Source organism: Cytophaga sp., assembly GCF_051961495.1.
GTDB lineage: Bacteria > Bacteroidota > Bacteroidia > Cytophagales > Cytophagaceae > Cytophaga.
Window position 1 is genome coordinate 1 of the sequence record NZ_JBQCDF010000311.1, and the last position, 15,769, is coordinate 15,769.

The following is a 15,769-nucleotide window of genomic DNA, read 5'->3' on the forward strand; positions in this document are numbered from 1 at the left end:
AAAGATGCGAGCCATCAATATAGATTAAGTCAAACTTCAATTTACTTTCTACCCATTTAGGAAGCTGGATGGCAGAAAAAGCTTCGAAGTAATTAACATATTTTAGTAGTTCACTTTTTTCCAACAACAGCAATCCGCAGCTATCCCAATGCGATATTTGAAAAGGATCTATTGAATAGTGTTGCTGTATATTATTGTTCAATTCCTTATGCTTCATGGCAAACAGCATTGCTGAAATGCCATATGCCATGCCTATTTCAAGGGTATATTCAGGTCTTTCACGATCCATTATCCCTTGAATAGTCAATAAATTATTATTTGTTGACCCGCCAATAATTTCACGCTCGCTTCCGCTTTTACCAATTAATTTTCCATTCTGAATTATTTCATTAAGCAGCGGTGGAATTTCTTTTTTACTCATGATCTGTCTTGATTATAGCTGGATAACTTTCCAGATGTTTTAATTAGTATTTTGGGTTATTCTTTTTTTCAAGTCAAAGGCAGCTTCCATGGCTTTATCCATGTTATAATATTCCCATTCACCAAAACGGCCTAAAAGATGTATTCCCAAGGAAGAAAGATACTCCTTGTATTCCAGTATACATGTACGCGTTTCTCTATCCTGAATAACATAGGAGTTAGGCTCCTGGTTGAATGCAATAGCTTCCAGATTTCCGGGAAGATGTTTTAATTCTGCCAACATGTCTTCCTGGGAACAAATACCGGAGAATTCGACGGTACATGAGCTACGCCCCTCTGCCTGAGCGTTGTTATTGATGCTAAAGTTACCGGTATAGATAATTCTATGTGCTTTGAAAGTTGGTTCCGGAATGTATAACCAGGAAAGATCATTGGTATCACAGCTGCATAACACACTGGACGTACCATTTGACCGGAGGTTGGAAATTTTTGAATTATTCTGATACTTACTACCGGTATCATTTCTTAAAAGTTCCGGAAGTTTTCTTACATCACCTGTGTATACAACGTAGTCAAATAATTCTCCATTGATACGCACACCTTCAGCGCCAGTAATAATATTTTCAATAGTTGTATTACATTGGATGTTTAATCCTTCAGCCAGGCGATCTGCAATAAACTGTGATCCGCCATTCTTAGGGTAGAAGAAGCTTGAATGCACCATTGTTGTTTCTTCCTGACGAGTGATGTTACTTGTTACAATCTCCAGTAATTTTGGCATGGGCAGTTTTCCTTCCAGCCACTGCATAGAAACTGTTTTCAGATCTGTTTTCCAGATTTTATTATTGTAAGGCTTGAAATACATTTCATATAACGTATCTCCAAACGTACCGAGCAGAAATGCCTCGAAGTGCTCATATAGCATCGGATCTTTTGCTTCAATAGCGTGAATGGCAATCAGCTCAGACATGATTTTCTCTACAAGCCCGGCGTCCAATTGATACAAAAAATTTTCTATGGGATAACCTAAAAATTTTCCCTGATAAAATATTTTAGCATTACGTTTTGCCTGGATAAATTCTTTTTCTCTGTCGAATTTATTCCAGAACCAATCTAATACTTCCTTATTTTTACTATTAAATACATGCCCTCCTACCCGATGATACAAGTACCCAGCCTCGCGACTGCAATGAACCAATCCACCGATATAGGGATTTTGTTCAACAACTGTTACCTGAAAGTGATCATTTAATATAGCAGCAATGCTAATTCCGGAGATACCGGCACCAATGACTGCCACTTTTTTATTTTTCATTCAGCTTTCAATATTTTAATTTATAAATCAAATCTTTCGTAACCACAACAAGTAATCAAAACAGTATATCGGAGACATTAATTGAAGGTTCATTTTGCATTCAACTTTTTTTAATCCAGGGTTGAGATGGTAAATTCCCGCATAATTTTTGGATGGTTACAGCATTGACCAATAAACTTTTTAAAGCGCTGAAATCATTCGCCCATTTTAGTTTTTGTTCAAAAGAAAGCAGCCCGAATCCTGTCATAAAAGCTGTCATTGCTGTATGATACAATTGTTTCAAAAGTATGTAACCATATGATTTCCCCTTTATTCCTTTATCTGCAGACAAATAAATATATGGATAAAGAAATGCAATTGAATATCCAAAACCTTTATTCATTCTAAACAGATAATTTTCATTCAACCTGTTTCGGGTAAGGTAATGTTTAAAGGTTAATGTTGAATCATAATAAAGTGTATACCCCGTTAAAATTATTGCCTGACACAGTTCAAAATCTTCTCCGGATGTCAGCGTTTGCCCGATCCTGCCTGTCAAAGTAAATTTAAAACCTTTTTTTATTAAATATTCATACGCAGACTTTCGTATTGCTATTCCGGCACCATATAAATATCCTTTACTAAGGGTCACATCTCCACTCGCTGCTGCTTGCGGACCTACCGCGTATTGAGCCACATGTTTCCTGACCGTTGCCGGTGGTTCAATTTCATATACAGGGATACCCATTCCACCAAGAGCGCCTATTTTACTATCAGACTCGAATATCAAAAAGGCTGTCAATAAATACTGCTCAGAAAGCCAGTTGTCATCATCGCAAAAAACCACATAATCAAATACAGCATTTTTGATACCTGTATGACGGGCTGATGACAAGCCTGGTGTTGGTTCATCAATGATTCTCATAGGAATTGCCGCATTCCAGGATACCCAGCAGGACGCGGCTATTGCTGCAGTATCATCAGAAGAATTATTATTGACTACAATTACTTCTGCCTTAATACCATTCAATTCCTGCTTGGCAAGATGATCAAGTGTATCTTTTATTCTCGATGCACTATTATAACAACATACTACAACTGAAATACCTTTCATATATTATTGATAAGAATATCATACAACGTATGTTCAGGTTTATCCTTAATAAGAGCCTGTACTTTGGCTAAACATAACTCGCCCATGGATTCGACATGAGATTTACGTGCAAACATTTCTTCAAGTGCCGTTTTAATAAGATCTACGGTCGGGGCCTTAATCAAAAAACCGTTCACTCCGTCTTCAATAAATTCTCCACATCCTCCTACATCTGTAACTACTGCAGTTCTGCCGCATGCCATTGCTTCCAACAAACTAAGTGGAGTACCTTCAGCAAACGAAGTTAAAACCAGTATATGATTTAGTTCCCATATTTTTCTAACGTCTTTTTCAAAGCCCTTGAAATGAATTTTATCAGTCAGCTTATAAAAATGCACCAGCTCTTTCAAATAACCTTCGTCAGGACCTTCCCCATATACATTAAGCTCCCAATCCATATCACTTAATGAACGGCTGGAAAGCGCCTGAATTAAGAGATCATGACCTTTAACGTTTGCGTCCAGCCGGCCAACAATTGCCATGCTGAGTTTTGAAGAATGTATATATGGAATTTTACCATACGTTACTTTTATTGGATTTGAAATAATCTGAGCATTTTGAATATTACAGGCGATCTGTCTTTCAGCCACATTTTTATTTCGTTGAGAAACGAAAAATACACGCGTCATTTTTTCAAAAATACTTTTAGCATGTATTATATCAGAATAGGGCAAAATTTCATGCTCATTATTAAACTGGTTAACTAAATACATCCTGTTGACATTACAGGTATACAAAAATTTTCTAAAGTCTTTATTCCAGGTGAAATCATAGGTCCCTCCCTGACTGATTAACAAAACATCCAATTCAAAGTCCAGTATTTTTTTGAAAGACTCCTTTCTGAAAATTCTATTCAATTTGAAATATGCTTTTTTACTGAATGAAGCTGAAGATGCCAATTCATTCGGACGTAGCAGAAGCGTCGCACCTTTCTTCTTTAAAGCTAAAATTGATTCGTGAACTGTCTCCCACTTATATATAGATATATATACTTCATGGTTATTCTCAAGAGCCAGCGCTGCGGTTCTTACCCACAAGTCCTCGCTCCCTCACGAAACTTAATACAGTGATGATACAAAGCCTATCCTCATATTACTTTTTCAATATTTGTTTCGTTACAAAAGACAGATAACTTATCATAAATTCCGGAAAGTGACGTATATCCTTTGTTTCTTTAAAATAATCAAAAACAACTTTTTTTAAATTTTCATAAACAGGGCTATTGCTTGATTTATTTTCGTCATGCATTAGAAAAACGCCCAATGTTTTTTCAATTTTAACTATTTTATATTTTTTGTATACCCTCAGTAAAAACCAATAATCCATTGAATAATGGTTTGACACAGGGAATTTCCCAAGTTGAACCTGCAAGGAACGTTTATAGAAATATCCAACAGGGTTCAGTGGAAATACAAAATCCCAATATTTTAAAATTTTATTCAATTTGACAGATGGACTATGAATCGTTTGTATAGTTTTTTTTTCGATAATTATATTTCCGATTATTATATCCGCCTCAGGATTTTTTATAAAAGCATATACAGCGTTATTAAAAGCTCCGGGCAAGAAATAATCGTCAGCATTAAGATATACTATAATATCACCGGTGGCCTTCTCAAAAGCCTTATTCATGGCATCTGACTGACCTGAATCCTTTTCAGAGACCCAATGGACGGTTGGATATTTTTTCAGTATCTCAATCGTTCCATCTGATGATCCTCCGTCAACTATTATATGCTCATATGTGTTGTAATCCTGCTGAATGACACTGGCAATAGCTCTCTCAATAAAACCGGCAGAGTTATAGGATGGCGTTAATACACTTATTTTAAATTTATGTAAAGTATCTTCCATTTTACTGCCTGATTAATTGTTTTCAACCAGATTCTTATACAACTGAATCATCAAGTCCGATTGTATGCTTTGACTATATTTACCTATCGCCGTTTCGGAAATAGCACTTCTGTTAAAGAGGTTATATTCCAACGTCTTTTTTATAATATGAGCCCAGGATTTAATCTGCATATCTTTCATTATGATTCCATTTTCATTCGATATCAATTCAGGAATTCCTCCGACATCTGAACAAATAACAGGAACACCACAACATAATGCTTCAATAATCACATTTGGCATGTTATCACCACGGGAAGGAACCAATAAAAAATCAATGGAATTATAAAATTCTGCAAGCGTTTCATTTGAATTCAAATTTCCATTGTATTTTAAATTAAAACTTTTTTCATCAAACTCTTTCCCGATATAAACAAATTCAATAGTTGAATCTTCTTTAAAAAAATTCACTAAACCTAAAAAAATATCATTTCCTTTTAACGCTGAATGATAGGTGGCTACATAGCCATATTTAATTGCCGGAACCTTTTTAAAATTTTCATTATTCCCGGCAGATCGATTCAGGTACTTGAAAACAGATGTATCAATACTGTTTGGTATTATCACATGTTTGAATCTCTTAAAAAGAAAACTTGATACTGACAATTCATACATCCATTGATTCAAGGCAACAATAGTCAACTCTTTATTTTTAATGCTACCCTTTTTATCCTGCAATTCTTTTTGTGCAAGCGATTTACTTAATGGAGGCAACAGTTGCGGACAATCATTACATGTATGTTTATAGCCTTCGCAATCATACGCGTAATGACAGCCTCCTGTAAATGGATTCATATCATGTAATGTCCAAACAAGTTTTTTATTCTTGAAGCCGGATATGCCATTAAAATCCAACGTATAATTTATCCAATGCAAATGAATAATATCTGCGTTCAGGATCATATCTCGCTGTCCGGATTTTAACAAATCGAAATCTGAATAGTTTAGTGTATATGAATGATCCTTAAATTTTTTATATTGGTTTATTTTCGATTCTTTTTCCCAAAAATGCTTTTTTAGTTTAAATTTAAATAAGATCCTTGTAAAAAAATCAAAAGATATGCTTACTCTATAACACCGGGGAATATTGATTTCCGGGCCCAAAAAATATAAGAAGGATGAGTTCACGCCTTTTTCAATCAACCCCTTGTGCAGATTCAACGCAGCATTTGCTGCACCTCCTGTTGAGAATGTATTAATATGAAGAATATTCATCTTTAACATTTTGAAAAAAACGAAGATATTTTTCAGCGCATAATTCCATTGAAAATTTTTCAAACGCCTGCATGGCAAGCTTTGAATGCTTCTCAATTAAAGTCTTATCCTGAATATACATTTTCATGCATTCAGTGAATTCTTTCTGGTTAGGCAATCCTTCCCGGGTAATAGAAACAACAAAACCTGCGATATCTGTTGCTGTACTGAGCATCGCCGGAATTTCAACCCAATTAGTAGCTATTACAGGTTTATTACAGTATAAATATTCTACAACAGAATTAGGGATACTTTCTCCTGCAAACCATGTTGGCAATACTGCAACATCAAACAATGTGATGTATTGAACTACGTTTTCAGCTTTTCCAACAAAGTGAATAAACTTATCAGAAGCATATTGTTTTTTCAATTCAGCAATAAATTCTCCGTCACCAACCAATATTAAATGCAATTCTTTCGAATTCTCTTTTTGATTTTCAACAAAACCTTCAATTGCAACTTTCCATCCTTTTTCCTCTATGCCTCTTGCAACCATTCCAAACACAACAGCATCTTCTGCTATGCCTAAGGAATCTCTTGACACTTGTTTTTCTAAAATACCTGCTGATTGATATCCGTTATAAATTTGAATATTCAGATCAGGAACAGTTGCGTGTAACGTTTTTAGAATGTCTATATTTTTCTGAGTTAACCAGACCAAACCATTTGCACGTAAAAATGCCTTTCTTGTCTGGGTATTAAAATACTCATATGATTCAGGATTTCCTGAAAGATACTGATGCATCAATGAATAACAACCTCTGGTGGAAATAACAATAGGAATATTGTATGTCTCAAGCGCAGAGCAAATAAAAACATCTGACTCATATTTGAATGAACATAAAATATCTATTTTAAAATACTTCAATATAACTTTCAAAAAAAGCTTATCTATTTTATATGCGATTGCATATCTCGAATTGAGTTTTTTAAAAAAAGGAATCAATTTCGAAAGGATATCAGATGGAGTATTTATTAATCTGACTTTACGGTCTAAAGCCGTTTGTAATAATTTTTCATTAACAACATCAGGTCGCGTATTCAGTAAAATGATCTCATGCTGCTGAGCAAGCATCTTCGTAATACGAAGCATAAAAACCTCACTCCCGCCAAATTCAAGTCCTGCTATAGAAAATAAGATTTTCATGTTTGTATCAATCTTTTAAACTGCGAAGCGATTTCGTTTGAAACAGTTTCTGTTGAATAATTATTTTCTATAACAGTATATCCATTTATACCTTTTACCGCATAGGTGTTTGTATTCAAATAAACATCCTCTATTGCATCATACCAATCGTTATCTGACACAGGACCTAAGCCTATATCACCCTGGCCAAGAATTTCTTTATTCATTCCAAAGGGGCTTACCAGTACAGGCAAACCCATAGCCATATATTGAAGCATTTTAAAGCTGCATTTCCCTTTCGTCCATTCATCATTTTGCATGGGCATGATTCCAACGGAAAAATCGCGCATTGCCTGCACATGCCCCATAGGGTGCCATGGTACAAATTCGATATTCCCGCTTATTTGTTCCAATTCAACCGGATAACGATCAGCAATTATTTTCAACACTGCATCTTTTCTTTTATCAAAGAATACCTTTAATGCATTTATAATATTTAGCAGGTATTTATAATTACCGGAAGTCCCTATCCAGCCAATGACAAATCTATTTTTATTCGTATTGGTCTCAGGAAAATAAATTTTAGTATCTACTGCAGTTGGAATAATTTTAACATTCTGATTATACTTGCTTACCCAGTCAGCCAGATAATTATTTCCGGCGAATACGCAATCTGCACCAGTTACAATTTTATCTGTAAAACCAGCGCCTTCGTCTAACCAGATTGCATCGTCCAAATCAAATACAATAGGCCTGGATGATTTTAATTCCAATGTAAAATGATATGGAATCAACACTTTCTGTATCCATGTGATTGAATAAAAATTTGATGCAAGTACCGCTCTATACCTATCTAATAATTTTAATCGATTCCATGTTCTGGGATTATCGCTATGTATAAGTTTTAAAACTTTGCGGTAAGGTTCTGATGGCACATCAAATTTATTCCATAAAGGTTTTTTCTCTGTTACAAGCACTCCTTTATTCTGCAAATATGGAATATACTGACGTACTCTATATTGTGCTGAAGGTATTGTTATTCCTGATGTCAGAGCACAAATTTTCAATTGCTTTTTGTTTTAGTCCGATCTTCAGTTTCAAAAAAATATTCAGGCCGACTCATTAACATTGAAATATTATTTTTAATTTTTTCATCATCCCAATTCCACCATGCCAAATCCTGAAGCCTGCGGATTGTATCTGCATCAAACCTGTATTTTATAATTTTAGCCGGGTTACCCGCAACAATTGCATAAGGCGGTACATCCTTTGTCACAACGGCAGCAGCACCAATCACGGCTCCATTACCAATGCTGACACCACCCATAATATAGGCTCCCCTGCCAATCCAGACATCATTTCCAATAATAACATCTCCTTTAGTTTTTTGATCTTTATGTGCATTCTGAAGATCTTTCAAAAACAATTTATTAAACGGATATGAACTTACATATTCATAATAATGTTCGCCGCCCAAAAAAATCTTAACATCTAATGCAATTGAGCAGAATTTACCTATAATCAATTTCGTACCATCGTTCCAATCGAGAACCTCTGGCTTTCCATATGTCCATCTACCGATTTCATATTGGCTCAACTCATTGAATTCTGTTGAAAAGACAGGCTTATGTATATGGGTTATAGTATCAGTATTATTTTCAACTGACTTTAATTTTGTTAAAATTTGAATAAGCTTATTTAAAATTTTATTTATCGGCTTCATGGTTCTGCGAATAAATATCCCAATTTAAAAAAGGTCTTATTAAGCCGGGCCAGTTTCCGGTTGTATGCTTTCGTACAGTTTTTCCTGAATAAGTTTCAACCACTTTAAACGAAAGTATATTTTCATTTCTGCTGTGCAGCATGTTTGGATTATAATGTCCTAATGCAATCAATACAAAATAGGTACCTTCGGCTAAAAGGTTTGGTGGAATAAAACAGGTGGCTACAGTTATTTGATTGCTGGCTTTTTGCTCCCAGGCAATGGAATTAAACTCATTACTCGCAAACAATGTATTACCATAACTATCCTTTACATGTATGATTGCTGTATTTCTTGCAATTGCTTGATTATCCTGATAAGCTATTTCAATACATACCGGCTCATCAATTGGTATTGAGTTCGCAACTTCTCCGCTTTTATTCTTAATTGAAGCACTTAATAATTTTCCAAAATTATTTCCCGGAGCATCCTGAAGAGAAAATTCTACGTGGGAAGGAATTGCTTCCATCTTTTCAAAATATGATTGAATAACATTTCCTATTTCACCGTAGTTTACTAAATGCCCATTTTCGAGAATGGCTCCTTTATTACAAAGCATTTCAACAGCAGTCATATTATGACTTACAAAAAGTATGGTTCTTCCTTTTTCCGTTGAAACCTGCTTCATTTTTCCTATTGCCTTTTTTTGAAATTCAGCATCACCTACAGCAAGTACTTCATCTACAATCAGAATTTCAGGTTCAAGATGTGCAGCCACGGCAAACCCAAGCCTTACCGTCATTCCGCTTGAATACCTTTTTGTGGGTGTATCTAAATATTTTGCTATTCCGGAAAATTCAACAATCTCATCCAGTTTTTTATCTATCTCCCATTTACGCATCCCCATGATGGTACCGTTCATATAGATATTTTCCCTGCCTGTCATTTCAGGGTGAAAACCTGTCCCTACTTCTAAAAGTGAAGCCAGCCTCCCTTTCAATTTAACAGTGCCGTTACTGGGTTTGGTGATCCTTGAAAGAATTTTTAATAAACTACTTTTGCCTGCGCCATTCTTTCCTATGACACCCAGCACATCACCTTCGCAAATTTCCAGATTAATATCTTTAAGGGCATATATGTGTTCACCTTTTTTTGCTTCTACAGCCTTATCATTCAATTGCCCGATCTGAGCGTATGGATCTTCCTTGCCAAGCATATTCATCTGCCACCAACGATTTAAATCATTACTGATTGTTCCAGTACTGATTTCTCCCAGTCTATAATATTTTGACAGATTTTCTATTTTAATAACAGTTCTACTCATACTCTAAATGAAGGGATAGACCTCACAGGACTTATGATATAATTTAATGTCACTAACAGTTATAATAGTTCTTATACCATTCAACAAACCTGGTTAAACCAGTATTTAAAGGTGTACTCGGCTTGAAGTTAATTTTGTTGAATAGCTTATCGATATTTGCATATGTTGACAAGACATCTCCATCCTGCATGGGTAAAAATTCCTTGATCGCTTTTTGCCCGATAATATTTTCAAGCAGCTCAATAAAATCAAGGAGTTTAACAGGGTTATTATTGCCAATATTAAATACTTCAAAGTGATTGGCATTAACAACAGGTTGAGGTATTAATTTTGTTATTGCTTCTACAATATCATCAATGTAAGTAAAATCCCGCATCAAATGCCCTTCATTAAAAATCTTAATGGGCTGCCCATCAATAATTTTTTTAGCAAAAGAAAAATACGCCATATCAGGTCTTCCCCACGGTCCGTAAACGGTAAAGAATCTTAGCCCTGTAATTGGTATCTGATATAAATGCGCATAGCTATGTGCCATAAGCTCATTTGCCTTCTTTGTTGCTGCATATAAAGACAAAGGAGTGTCGGTTTGCTGATCTTCTGAAAATGGTATTTCAGAATTGCCGTAAATTGAACTTGAGGAAGCGAAGATAAAATGCTTCACTCGAAATTTCCTGCAAGCCTCCAGTACATTAATAAAACCAATCAGGTTGCTGTCTATATATTTATAAGGCTTATCAATGCTATAGCGCACTCCGGCTTGAGCAGCAAGATTAACAACATATTCAAAAGCATGTTCTTTGAATAACTCATCTATATCATCTTTATCACAAATGCTTAAAGAATAGAATTTAAAATTCTTATATTTTTTTAATTCATGTAACCGGTCTATTTTAAGATTAACATCGTAGTAATTATTTAATGTATCTATTCCTACTACCTCATAGTTTTGCTTACATAAAATTTCAGCTAAATGAAATCCTATAAAACCAGCTGAACCTGTAATTAAAATTTTAGGCATTGTGTTAACTTCTTAATATTTTGAACAAACACTTAAATAGTGTCCATAAAACTTTTTTCGATTTTATTAAATATCACTACTCCTACCAGCAATACAACAAAAGTAACCGTAGCAGAATAGAACAAACCTGATATATCTAAATAACCATTGCCGAATAATGCAAATCTGAATGTTTCTATTACATGCGTAATGGGATTTAATTTAAGAAGGAAGGCTACCCGGGTATCTTGAATACAAGAGATCGGATATACTACCGGCGCAGCATACATGAGAAGCTGCATTCCAAATGAAACCAAAAATTTCAGATCACGATATTTGGTTGTCAGTGCTGATATGATGATTCCTGAACCCAATGCAAACAGTGCGATAATTAAAATCAATACCGGCAATAATAATATTGAAGGCCCTATATTGGAATGATACCCATTCAATGATACGATTACATACACCAGAATAAACAAAGCCAATTGTATAACAAAAGATATAAAGGCCGTGCAAACGTTGGCAATCGGCACAGTTAACCGTGGAAAATAAACTTTTCCGAATATTCCCGCATTTGCAGAAAACGTATCAGATGTTTTTAACAATGAAGTAGAGAAGAAATTCCAGAATAAAATCCCACTCAGATAAAATAGTATCGGAGGATTACCATCTGTCGATAAGTTTGCTATTTTACCAAATACAACCATATATGTGGCGGTTGTAATCAAAGGTTGAATAACAAACCACAAAGGACCTAAAATTGTTTGTTTATATATTGAAACGAAATCCCGCTTAATAAACATAAAAATCAAGTCCCTATATCTGTTAAGCTCTTGCAATTGCAGATTGAATAAATTGTTTTTGGGCTCAATTATAATATCCCAATCTTCTTCTGTTCTCATTTGGGATATCATTTACTTTGCGCAAAATTGAATATTCTCTTCCACCACTTCGGCTCACTTATTTTAGTTTGCCCATATCCATAATAAGAATAAGGGCCGACCATTCTGCCTTTAATACCGTTAAATAAAATTGTATGTGAAGCATTTACATCTTGTCGTAATTTAATTGTTTTAATTGCCTCTAATGCATCTTTAGGCGTGTATTCATATCTCACTACATATAAATTCACATCCACATATTTTAAGACAGAAATATAATCTGACACCAAACCTATTGGCGGAGAATCTAATACGACAACATCAAAGAGCTTTTTCACAGTTTCTAAAAACTCTTCCATTTGAGCGCTCGCAAATAATTCTGAAGCATTTGGAGGTACAGGCCCCGGAAGTATAATGGATAGATTATTTATATCAGGTACTTGATGAATAATTTGTTCTAACGAAGCAGCTCCAATCAAAGACTCGCTTAATCCAACATAATTTTCCGTTACTAAATGGTCTTGCGGATTGATCTCCTTTCTTAAATCGCCTTTGATCAGTAATGTTTTTTTGCCGCTGATGGCGTATGCCCTTGCCAGATTTTCAGAACAAAAAGATTTACCATCTCCACTAATGCAGGACGTTAAGCCAATCATAAATGTCTTTTTACCTTGCAACAAAAATTGAAGGTTTGTGCGAATGGACCTAAAACTTTCTGTTATTCTTCCATGTCCTGAATGCACTTTTTTATCATCCAGGTCCATCGAAAACGGAATCGTTCCAAGCACTGAAACTCCTGTCAGGCTTTCTATTTCTTCTTTGTTATGAACCTTTTTATCTAACCTGCCATATACGATAACCAGTAAAATACTAATCGCAAAACCTATCAATAAATGGTTCATATATATTTTTTGTGTTACCGGGGCGATCTGCACAAACTCATCTTCCCGCGGACTTTCTACTACAAATGCATCTGATAAATTAGAGGCCCGTGCAATACTTGCCTCGGCCTTTTTCTGCAACAGATAATTATAGATATTATCATTGATTGTATGTTGACGTTCTATATTGATCAGGTTCCGTTCTTTTGAAGGAATCTTTGTCATTTCCATTTCCAGCTTACTGATGCGTTGATTTAAATCGCCGATTGTTGACCTGGAGGTTTTAACAAGATTACTTGTTGTTTCCAGCAAGGCCTCTTTCGTTGCCTTAATGCGGATGAGTGTTGTCTGGTACTGCGGACTTTTTTCGCTGTTTGAATATTTCAGTGTGTTTTTTTGCTGATACAAAGCAATCAGTTCCGTAACTAATGTATTTAAAACACCTTCAGAAATATTTATTGTTGACGGAGCAACAAGGTCTGTAATTTCTTTATCAGCATTTAAATATTCTTTCAAATATTCATAGTATCTCAACTGAATTTCAAGCTCAAGTTTTTTAGCTTCCAGGTCTGCTAGCTGAACGTAAGTAGCTTCCGCTTCCTGCCCAATGGCATACATTTTATTTTTTTCTTTAAATGCCTGAATATTTCCTTCGGTATTCTTTAGCGAGTCTGAAATAATATTTAGCTGCGAATCAATAAAGCTTATGGTATTGGTAGCGATTCTATTTTTCTCTTCCAGTTCTTTATTAATATATACCTGGGAAAGTTTATTCAGAAAATCTACTTCCTGTTCAACAATGGCGCCTGAAGAAGATATATTTATAATGGATGATTTTTCACTTTCAGAAATTGATATTTTGCTTTTGTATAACTTGGTCAGATAATGCAAATCCCGTGCGATCACAATAAATTCATTGTCAATGTTACCAGAAGTAAAATGCTGTGTTTTATTTATTTTAAATTGAAACAATCCAAATGCAACATTCTCACCAAACTTAGCCTTACGCTCAACAACCATTGGTTGAGAAACAGAATCAATATACTTATCAGAAATTGGATCATATAGAGGCACTGAAGGAACAGCGGCAGTAATTAAAACAGATTCTTCACTAAGTATTTTAATTGTAACAGGGACGTTTGTAACTACAAATCCGGAATCTGTTACAATTTCAAATGGTTTTTTCTTATATATGTCAATATTGCGAATACTTCCTTTGATTTGGTATTCCCACATAAAATCAAGCTCCTTCATTACAAGCTGAATTCTATTGTATGATTTTATCAACTCAATTTCATTCTTAAGATTCTTATATGGTTGAAACATGGATGCTCCTTCCAGAAAATTCTTACTATTGGATGTATAAGATGATTTATCTTTTAATTGAAGTGTCGTAGAAACCTTGTATATAGGTGTTGCATAGCGTATTTTAAAATACGCTACAAAAAACGTTGTTGTTAAAATCACCAATCCGACATACCAGAATTTTGAAAGTATTCTTAAATACTTTTTATAATCAATAATATCTTTTTCTTCTAACTCCTCCATCTGTATGAACTAATAAAGCTGCTAAACTCCCAGGCGACCTAAGACAACTGTAAGAAATAATAATGCTGACATCCCTATAGACACATAAATTACATTCTGCTTATCAACTTTTGCTTTCTGAGGCTGTATATAAATTATATCGTTAGGTTGTATATAATAGGTATCAGAATTAAATGCTGAATAATCTGTCAGATTAAGATGATACACTTTTTTAGAACCATCATCCAGTGTGCGGATCAATTGTACCTTTTCAGTATTCGCATAGTCTGCTACATCTCCGGCTATTGCGATGGCTTCATAAAGCGTACAGGTTTCATTTGAAACATAATACTGACCAGGGGTCTCAAATTCCCCCAGCGCTAAAAATTTAAAAGATGCAAACCTTACCTCCGCTGTTGCATAACTGAAATATTCTTTGGCTTTATAAGAAATGGCAGAATCTGCCTGCATCAAGGTATAACCTTCTATTTTTAATTTACCTATCATTGGCAACTCAACATAACCTGAGTCGTTGATATAATAGTCTGTAAAATATGCATTCTCAGCTATAATCTGGCCTTCGGTATTTGGAGTTAAAACCTCCGGGCTTTCAGCATCGGGATTCGAAATTTTTATCTGTAAGATATCTCTTTTTTTAAGTACGTATGTCTCCTTTAAATTTGGTGGAGCTATTGTTTGTACCTCACCTTGAAAATATAAGGTTTTTTTATACCCCATACATGAGCACATCATCGTGAGCATTAAAAATGAAAGTGCTTTAAATAAACGTATATAATTCTGATACATTCTTAATTAAATACAACTATTGATTTGAAAATATTTCTAATTTAAGTTATAATTCTGACAGTTACTACTGACTGCGTATTTTAGTACAGGAGCGGATTAATCAGGTTTTCCTGGAAAAATGGCTATAATTGGTGACCCAATAATAAAACAATGCAATAATTGATGCATACCCGATATAATTAAATAAATCATGTGCTATTGGAATGAAAGAAGGGTTTGCCTTGATTGTTAAAAGGATAGACATCATCCGGATAATATTCAGGATATGAATAAAGACTAGACCTACTAACAAATATTTTAATTTTTGTTTCCCGGAAAAACCCAAAATCAGAGAAACATAAGCAATCATGATATCTATTCCCAGACAGGCATGGTATATAAGTATGCCTTTTTCGTGAACAATGCTTACATTATTTCCATTTTTCACTGCATCATAGCCTAATAGCTCCAATATCCCCATTATAGGATATATTAATGCATTTAATATAATTTTAAGAAGGCTGAATT

At 34.6% G+C, this 15,769-nt stretch carries 15 protein-coding genes; all 15 read right to left on the reverse strand.

What is annotated here, in order from left to right; translation table 11 throughout:
• Nucleotides 1-421: class I SAM-dependent methyltransferase (locus ACTHJT_RS17055; RefSeq protein WP_440240444.1), on the reverse strand; the 421-nt coding region annotated here is incomplete at its 3' end.
• Nucleotides 422-460: 39 nt separating this feature from the next.
• The gene (locus ACTHJT_RS17060; protein ID WP_440240446.1) at nucleotides 461-1,735 is read right to left on the reverse strand and encodes a protoporphyrinogen/coproporphyrinogen oxidase; all 1,275 of its coding nucleotides are present in this window, start codon (nucleotides 1,733-1,735) and stop codon (nucleotides 461-463) included.
• A 100-nt stretch (nucleotides 1,736-1,835) separates the two neighbouring features.
• Complete coding sequence (locus ACTHJT_RS17065) at nucleotides 1,836-2,828, reverse strand: glycosyltransferase (protein ID WP_440240448.1); 993 nt, start codon at nucleotides 2,826-2,828, stop codon at nucleotides 1,836-1,838.
• Nucleotides 2,825-3,904, reverse strand: a complete 1,080-nt coding sequence (locus ACTHJT_RS17070) for a glycosyltransferase (RefSeq protein ID WP_440240450.1) — start codon at nucleotides 3,902-3,904, stop codon at nucleotides 2,825-2,827. Before ACTHJT_RS17070 ends, ACTHJT_RS17065 begins: the two co-directional genes overlap by 4 nt.
• 55 nt (nucleotides 3,905-3,959) lie before the next feature.
• Nucleotides 3,960-4,721 (reverse strand): glycosyltransferase family 2 protein, encoded by a 762-nt coding sequence (locus tag ACTHJT_RS17075; RefSeq protein WP_440240452.1) that lies wholly within the window; start codon nucleotides 4,719-4,721, stop codon nucleotides 3,960-3,962.
• Nucleotides 4,722-4,733: 12 nt separating this feature from the next.
• Nucleotides 4,734-5,975, reverse strand: a complete 1,242-nt coding sequence (locus ACTHJT_RS17080; protein WP_440240454.1) for a glycosyltransferase — start codon at nucleotides 5,973-5,975, stop codon at nucleotides 4,734-4,736.
• The gene (locus ACTHJT_RS17085; protein ID WP_440240456.1) at nucleotides 5,956-7,161 is read right to left on the reverse strand and encodes a glycosyltransferase family 4 protein; all 1,206 of its coding nucleotides are present in this window, start codon (nucleotides 7,159-7,161) and stop codon (nucleotides 5,956-5,958) included. The genes ACTHJT_RS17080 and ACTHJT_RS17085 overlap by 20 nt, the downstream gene beginning before the upstream one ends.
• On the reverse strand, nucleotides 7,158-8,207 hold the full coding sequence (locus tag ACTHJT_RS17090) for a glycosyltransferase family 4 protein (RefSeq protein WP_440240458.1): 1,050 nt from the start codon (nucleotides 8,205-8,207) through the stop codon (nucleotides 7,158-7,160). The genes ACTHJT_RS17085 and ACTHJT_RS17090 overlap by 4 nt, the downstream gene beginning before the upstream one ends.
• On the reverse strand, nucleotides 8,204-8,863 hold the full coding sequence (locus ACTHJT_RS17095; protein ID WP_440240460.1) for a CatB-related O-acetyltransferase: 660 nt from the start codon (nucleotides 8,861-8,863) through the stop codon (nucleotides 8,204-8,206). Before ACTHJT_RS17095 ends, ACTHJT_RS17090 begins: the two co-directional genes overlap by 4 nt.
• Entirely contained in the window at nucleotides 8,847-10,166 is a 1,320-nt protein-coding gene (locus ACTHJT_RS17100; protein WP_440240462.1) for an ABC transporter ATP-binding protein, read from the reverse strand. The genes ACTHJT_RS17095 and ACTHJT_RS17100 overlap by 17 nt, the downstream gene beginning before the upstream one ends.
• A gap of 52 nt (nucleotides 10,167-10,218) precedes the next feature.
• On the reverse strand, nucleotides 10,219-11,184 hold the full coding sequence (locus ACTHJT_RS17105; RefSeq protein WP_440240464.1) for an NAD-dependent epimerase/dehydratase family protein: 966 nt from the start codon (nucleotides 11,182-11,184) through the stop codon (nucleotides 10,219-10,221).
• A 32-nt stretch (nucleotides 11,185-11,216) separates the two neighbouring features.
• Nucleotides 11,217-12,068 (reverse strand): ABC transporter permease, encoded by an 852-nt coding sequence (locus tag ACTHJT_RS17110; RefSeq protein WP_440240466.1) that lies wholly within the window; start codon nucleotides 12,066-12,068, stop codon nucleotides 11,217-11,219.
• 8 nt (nucleotides 12,069-12,076) lie between these two features.
• On the reverse strand, nucleotides 12,077-14,476 hold the full coding sequence (locus ACTHJT_RS17115) for a GumC family protein (RefSeq protein ID WP_440240468.1): 2,400 nt from the start codon (nucleotides 14,474-14,476) through the stop codon (nucleotides 12,077-12,079).
• A gap of 21 nt (nucleotides 14,477-14,497) precedes the next feature.
• Entirely contained in the window at nucleotides 14,498-15,193 is a 696-nt protein-coding gene (locus ACTHJT_RS17120; RefSeq protein WP_440240470.1) for a polysaccharide biosynthesis/export family protein, read from the reverse strand.
• A 169-nt stretch (nucleotides 15,194-15,362) separates the two neighbouring features.
• A partial coding sequence (locus tag ACTHJT_RS17125) for a hypothetical protein (protein WP_440240472.1) occupies nucleotides 15,363-15,769 on the reverse strand: 407 nt, incomplete at its 5' end.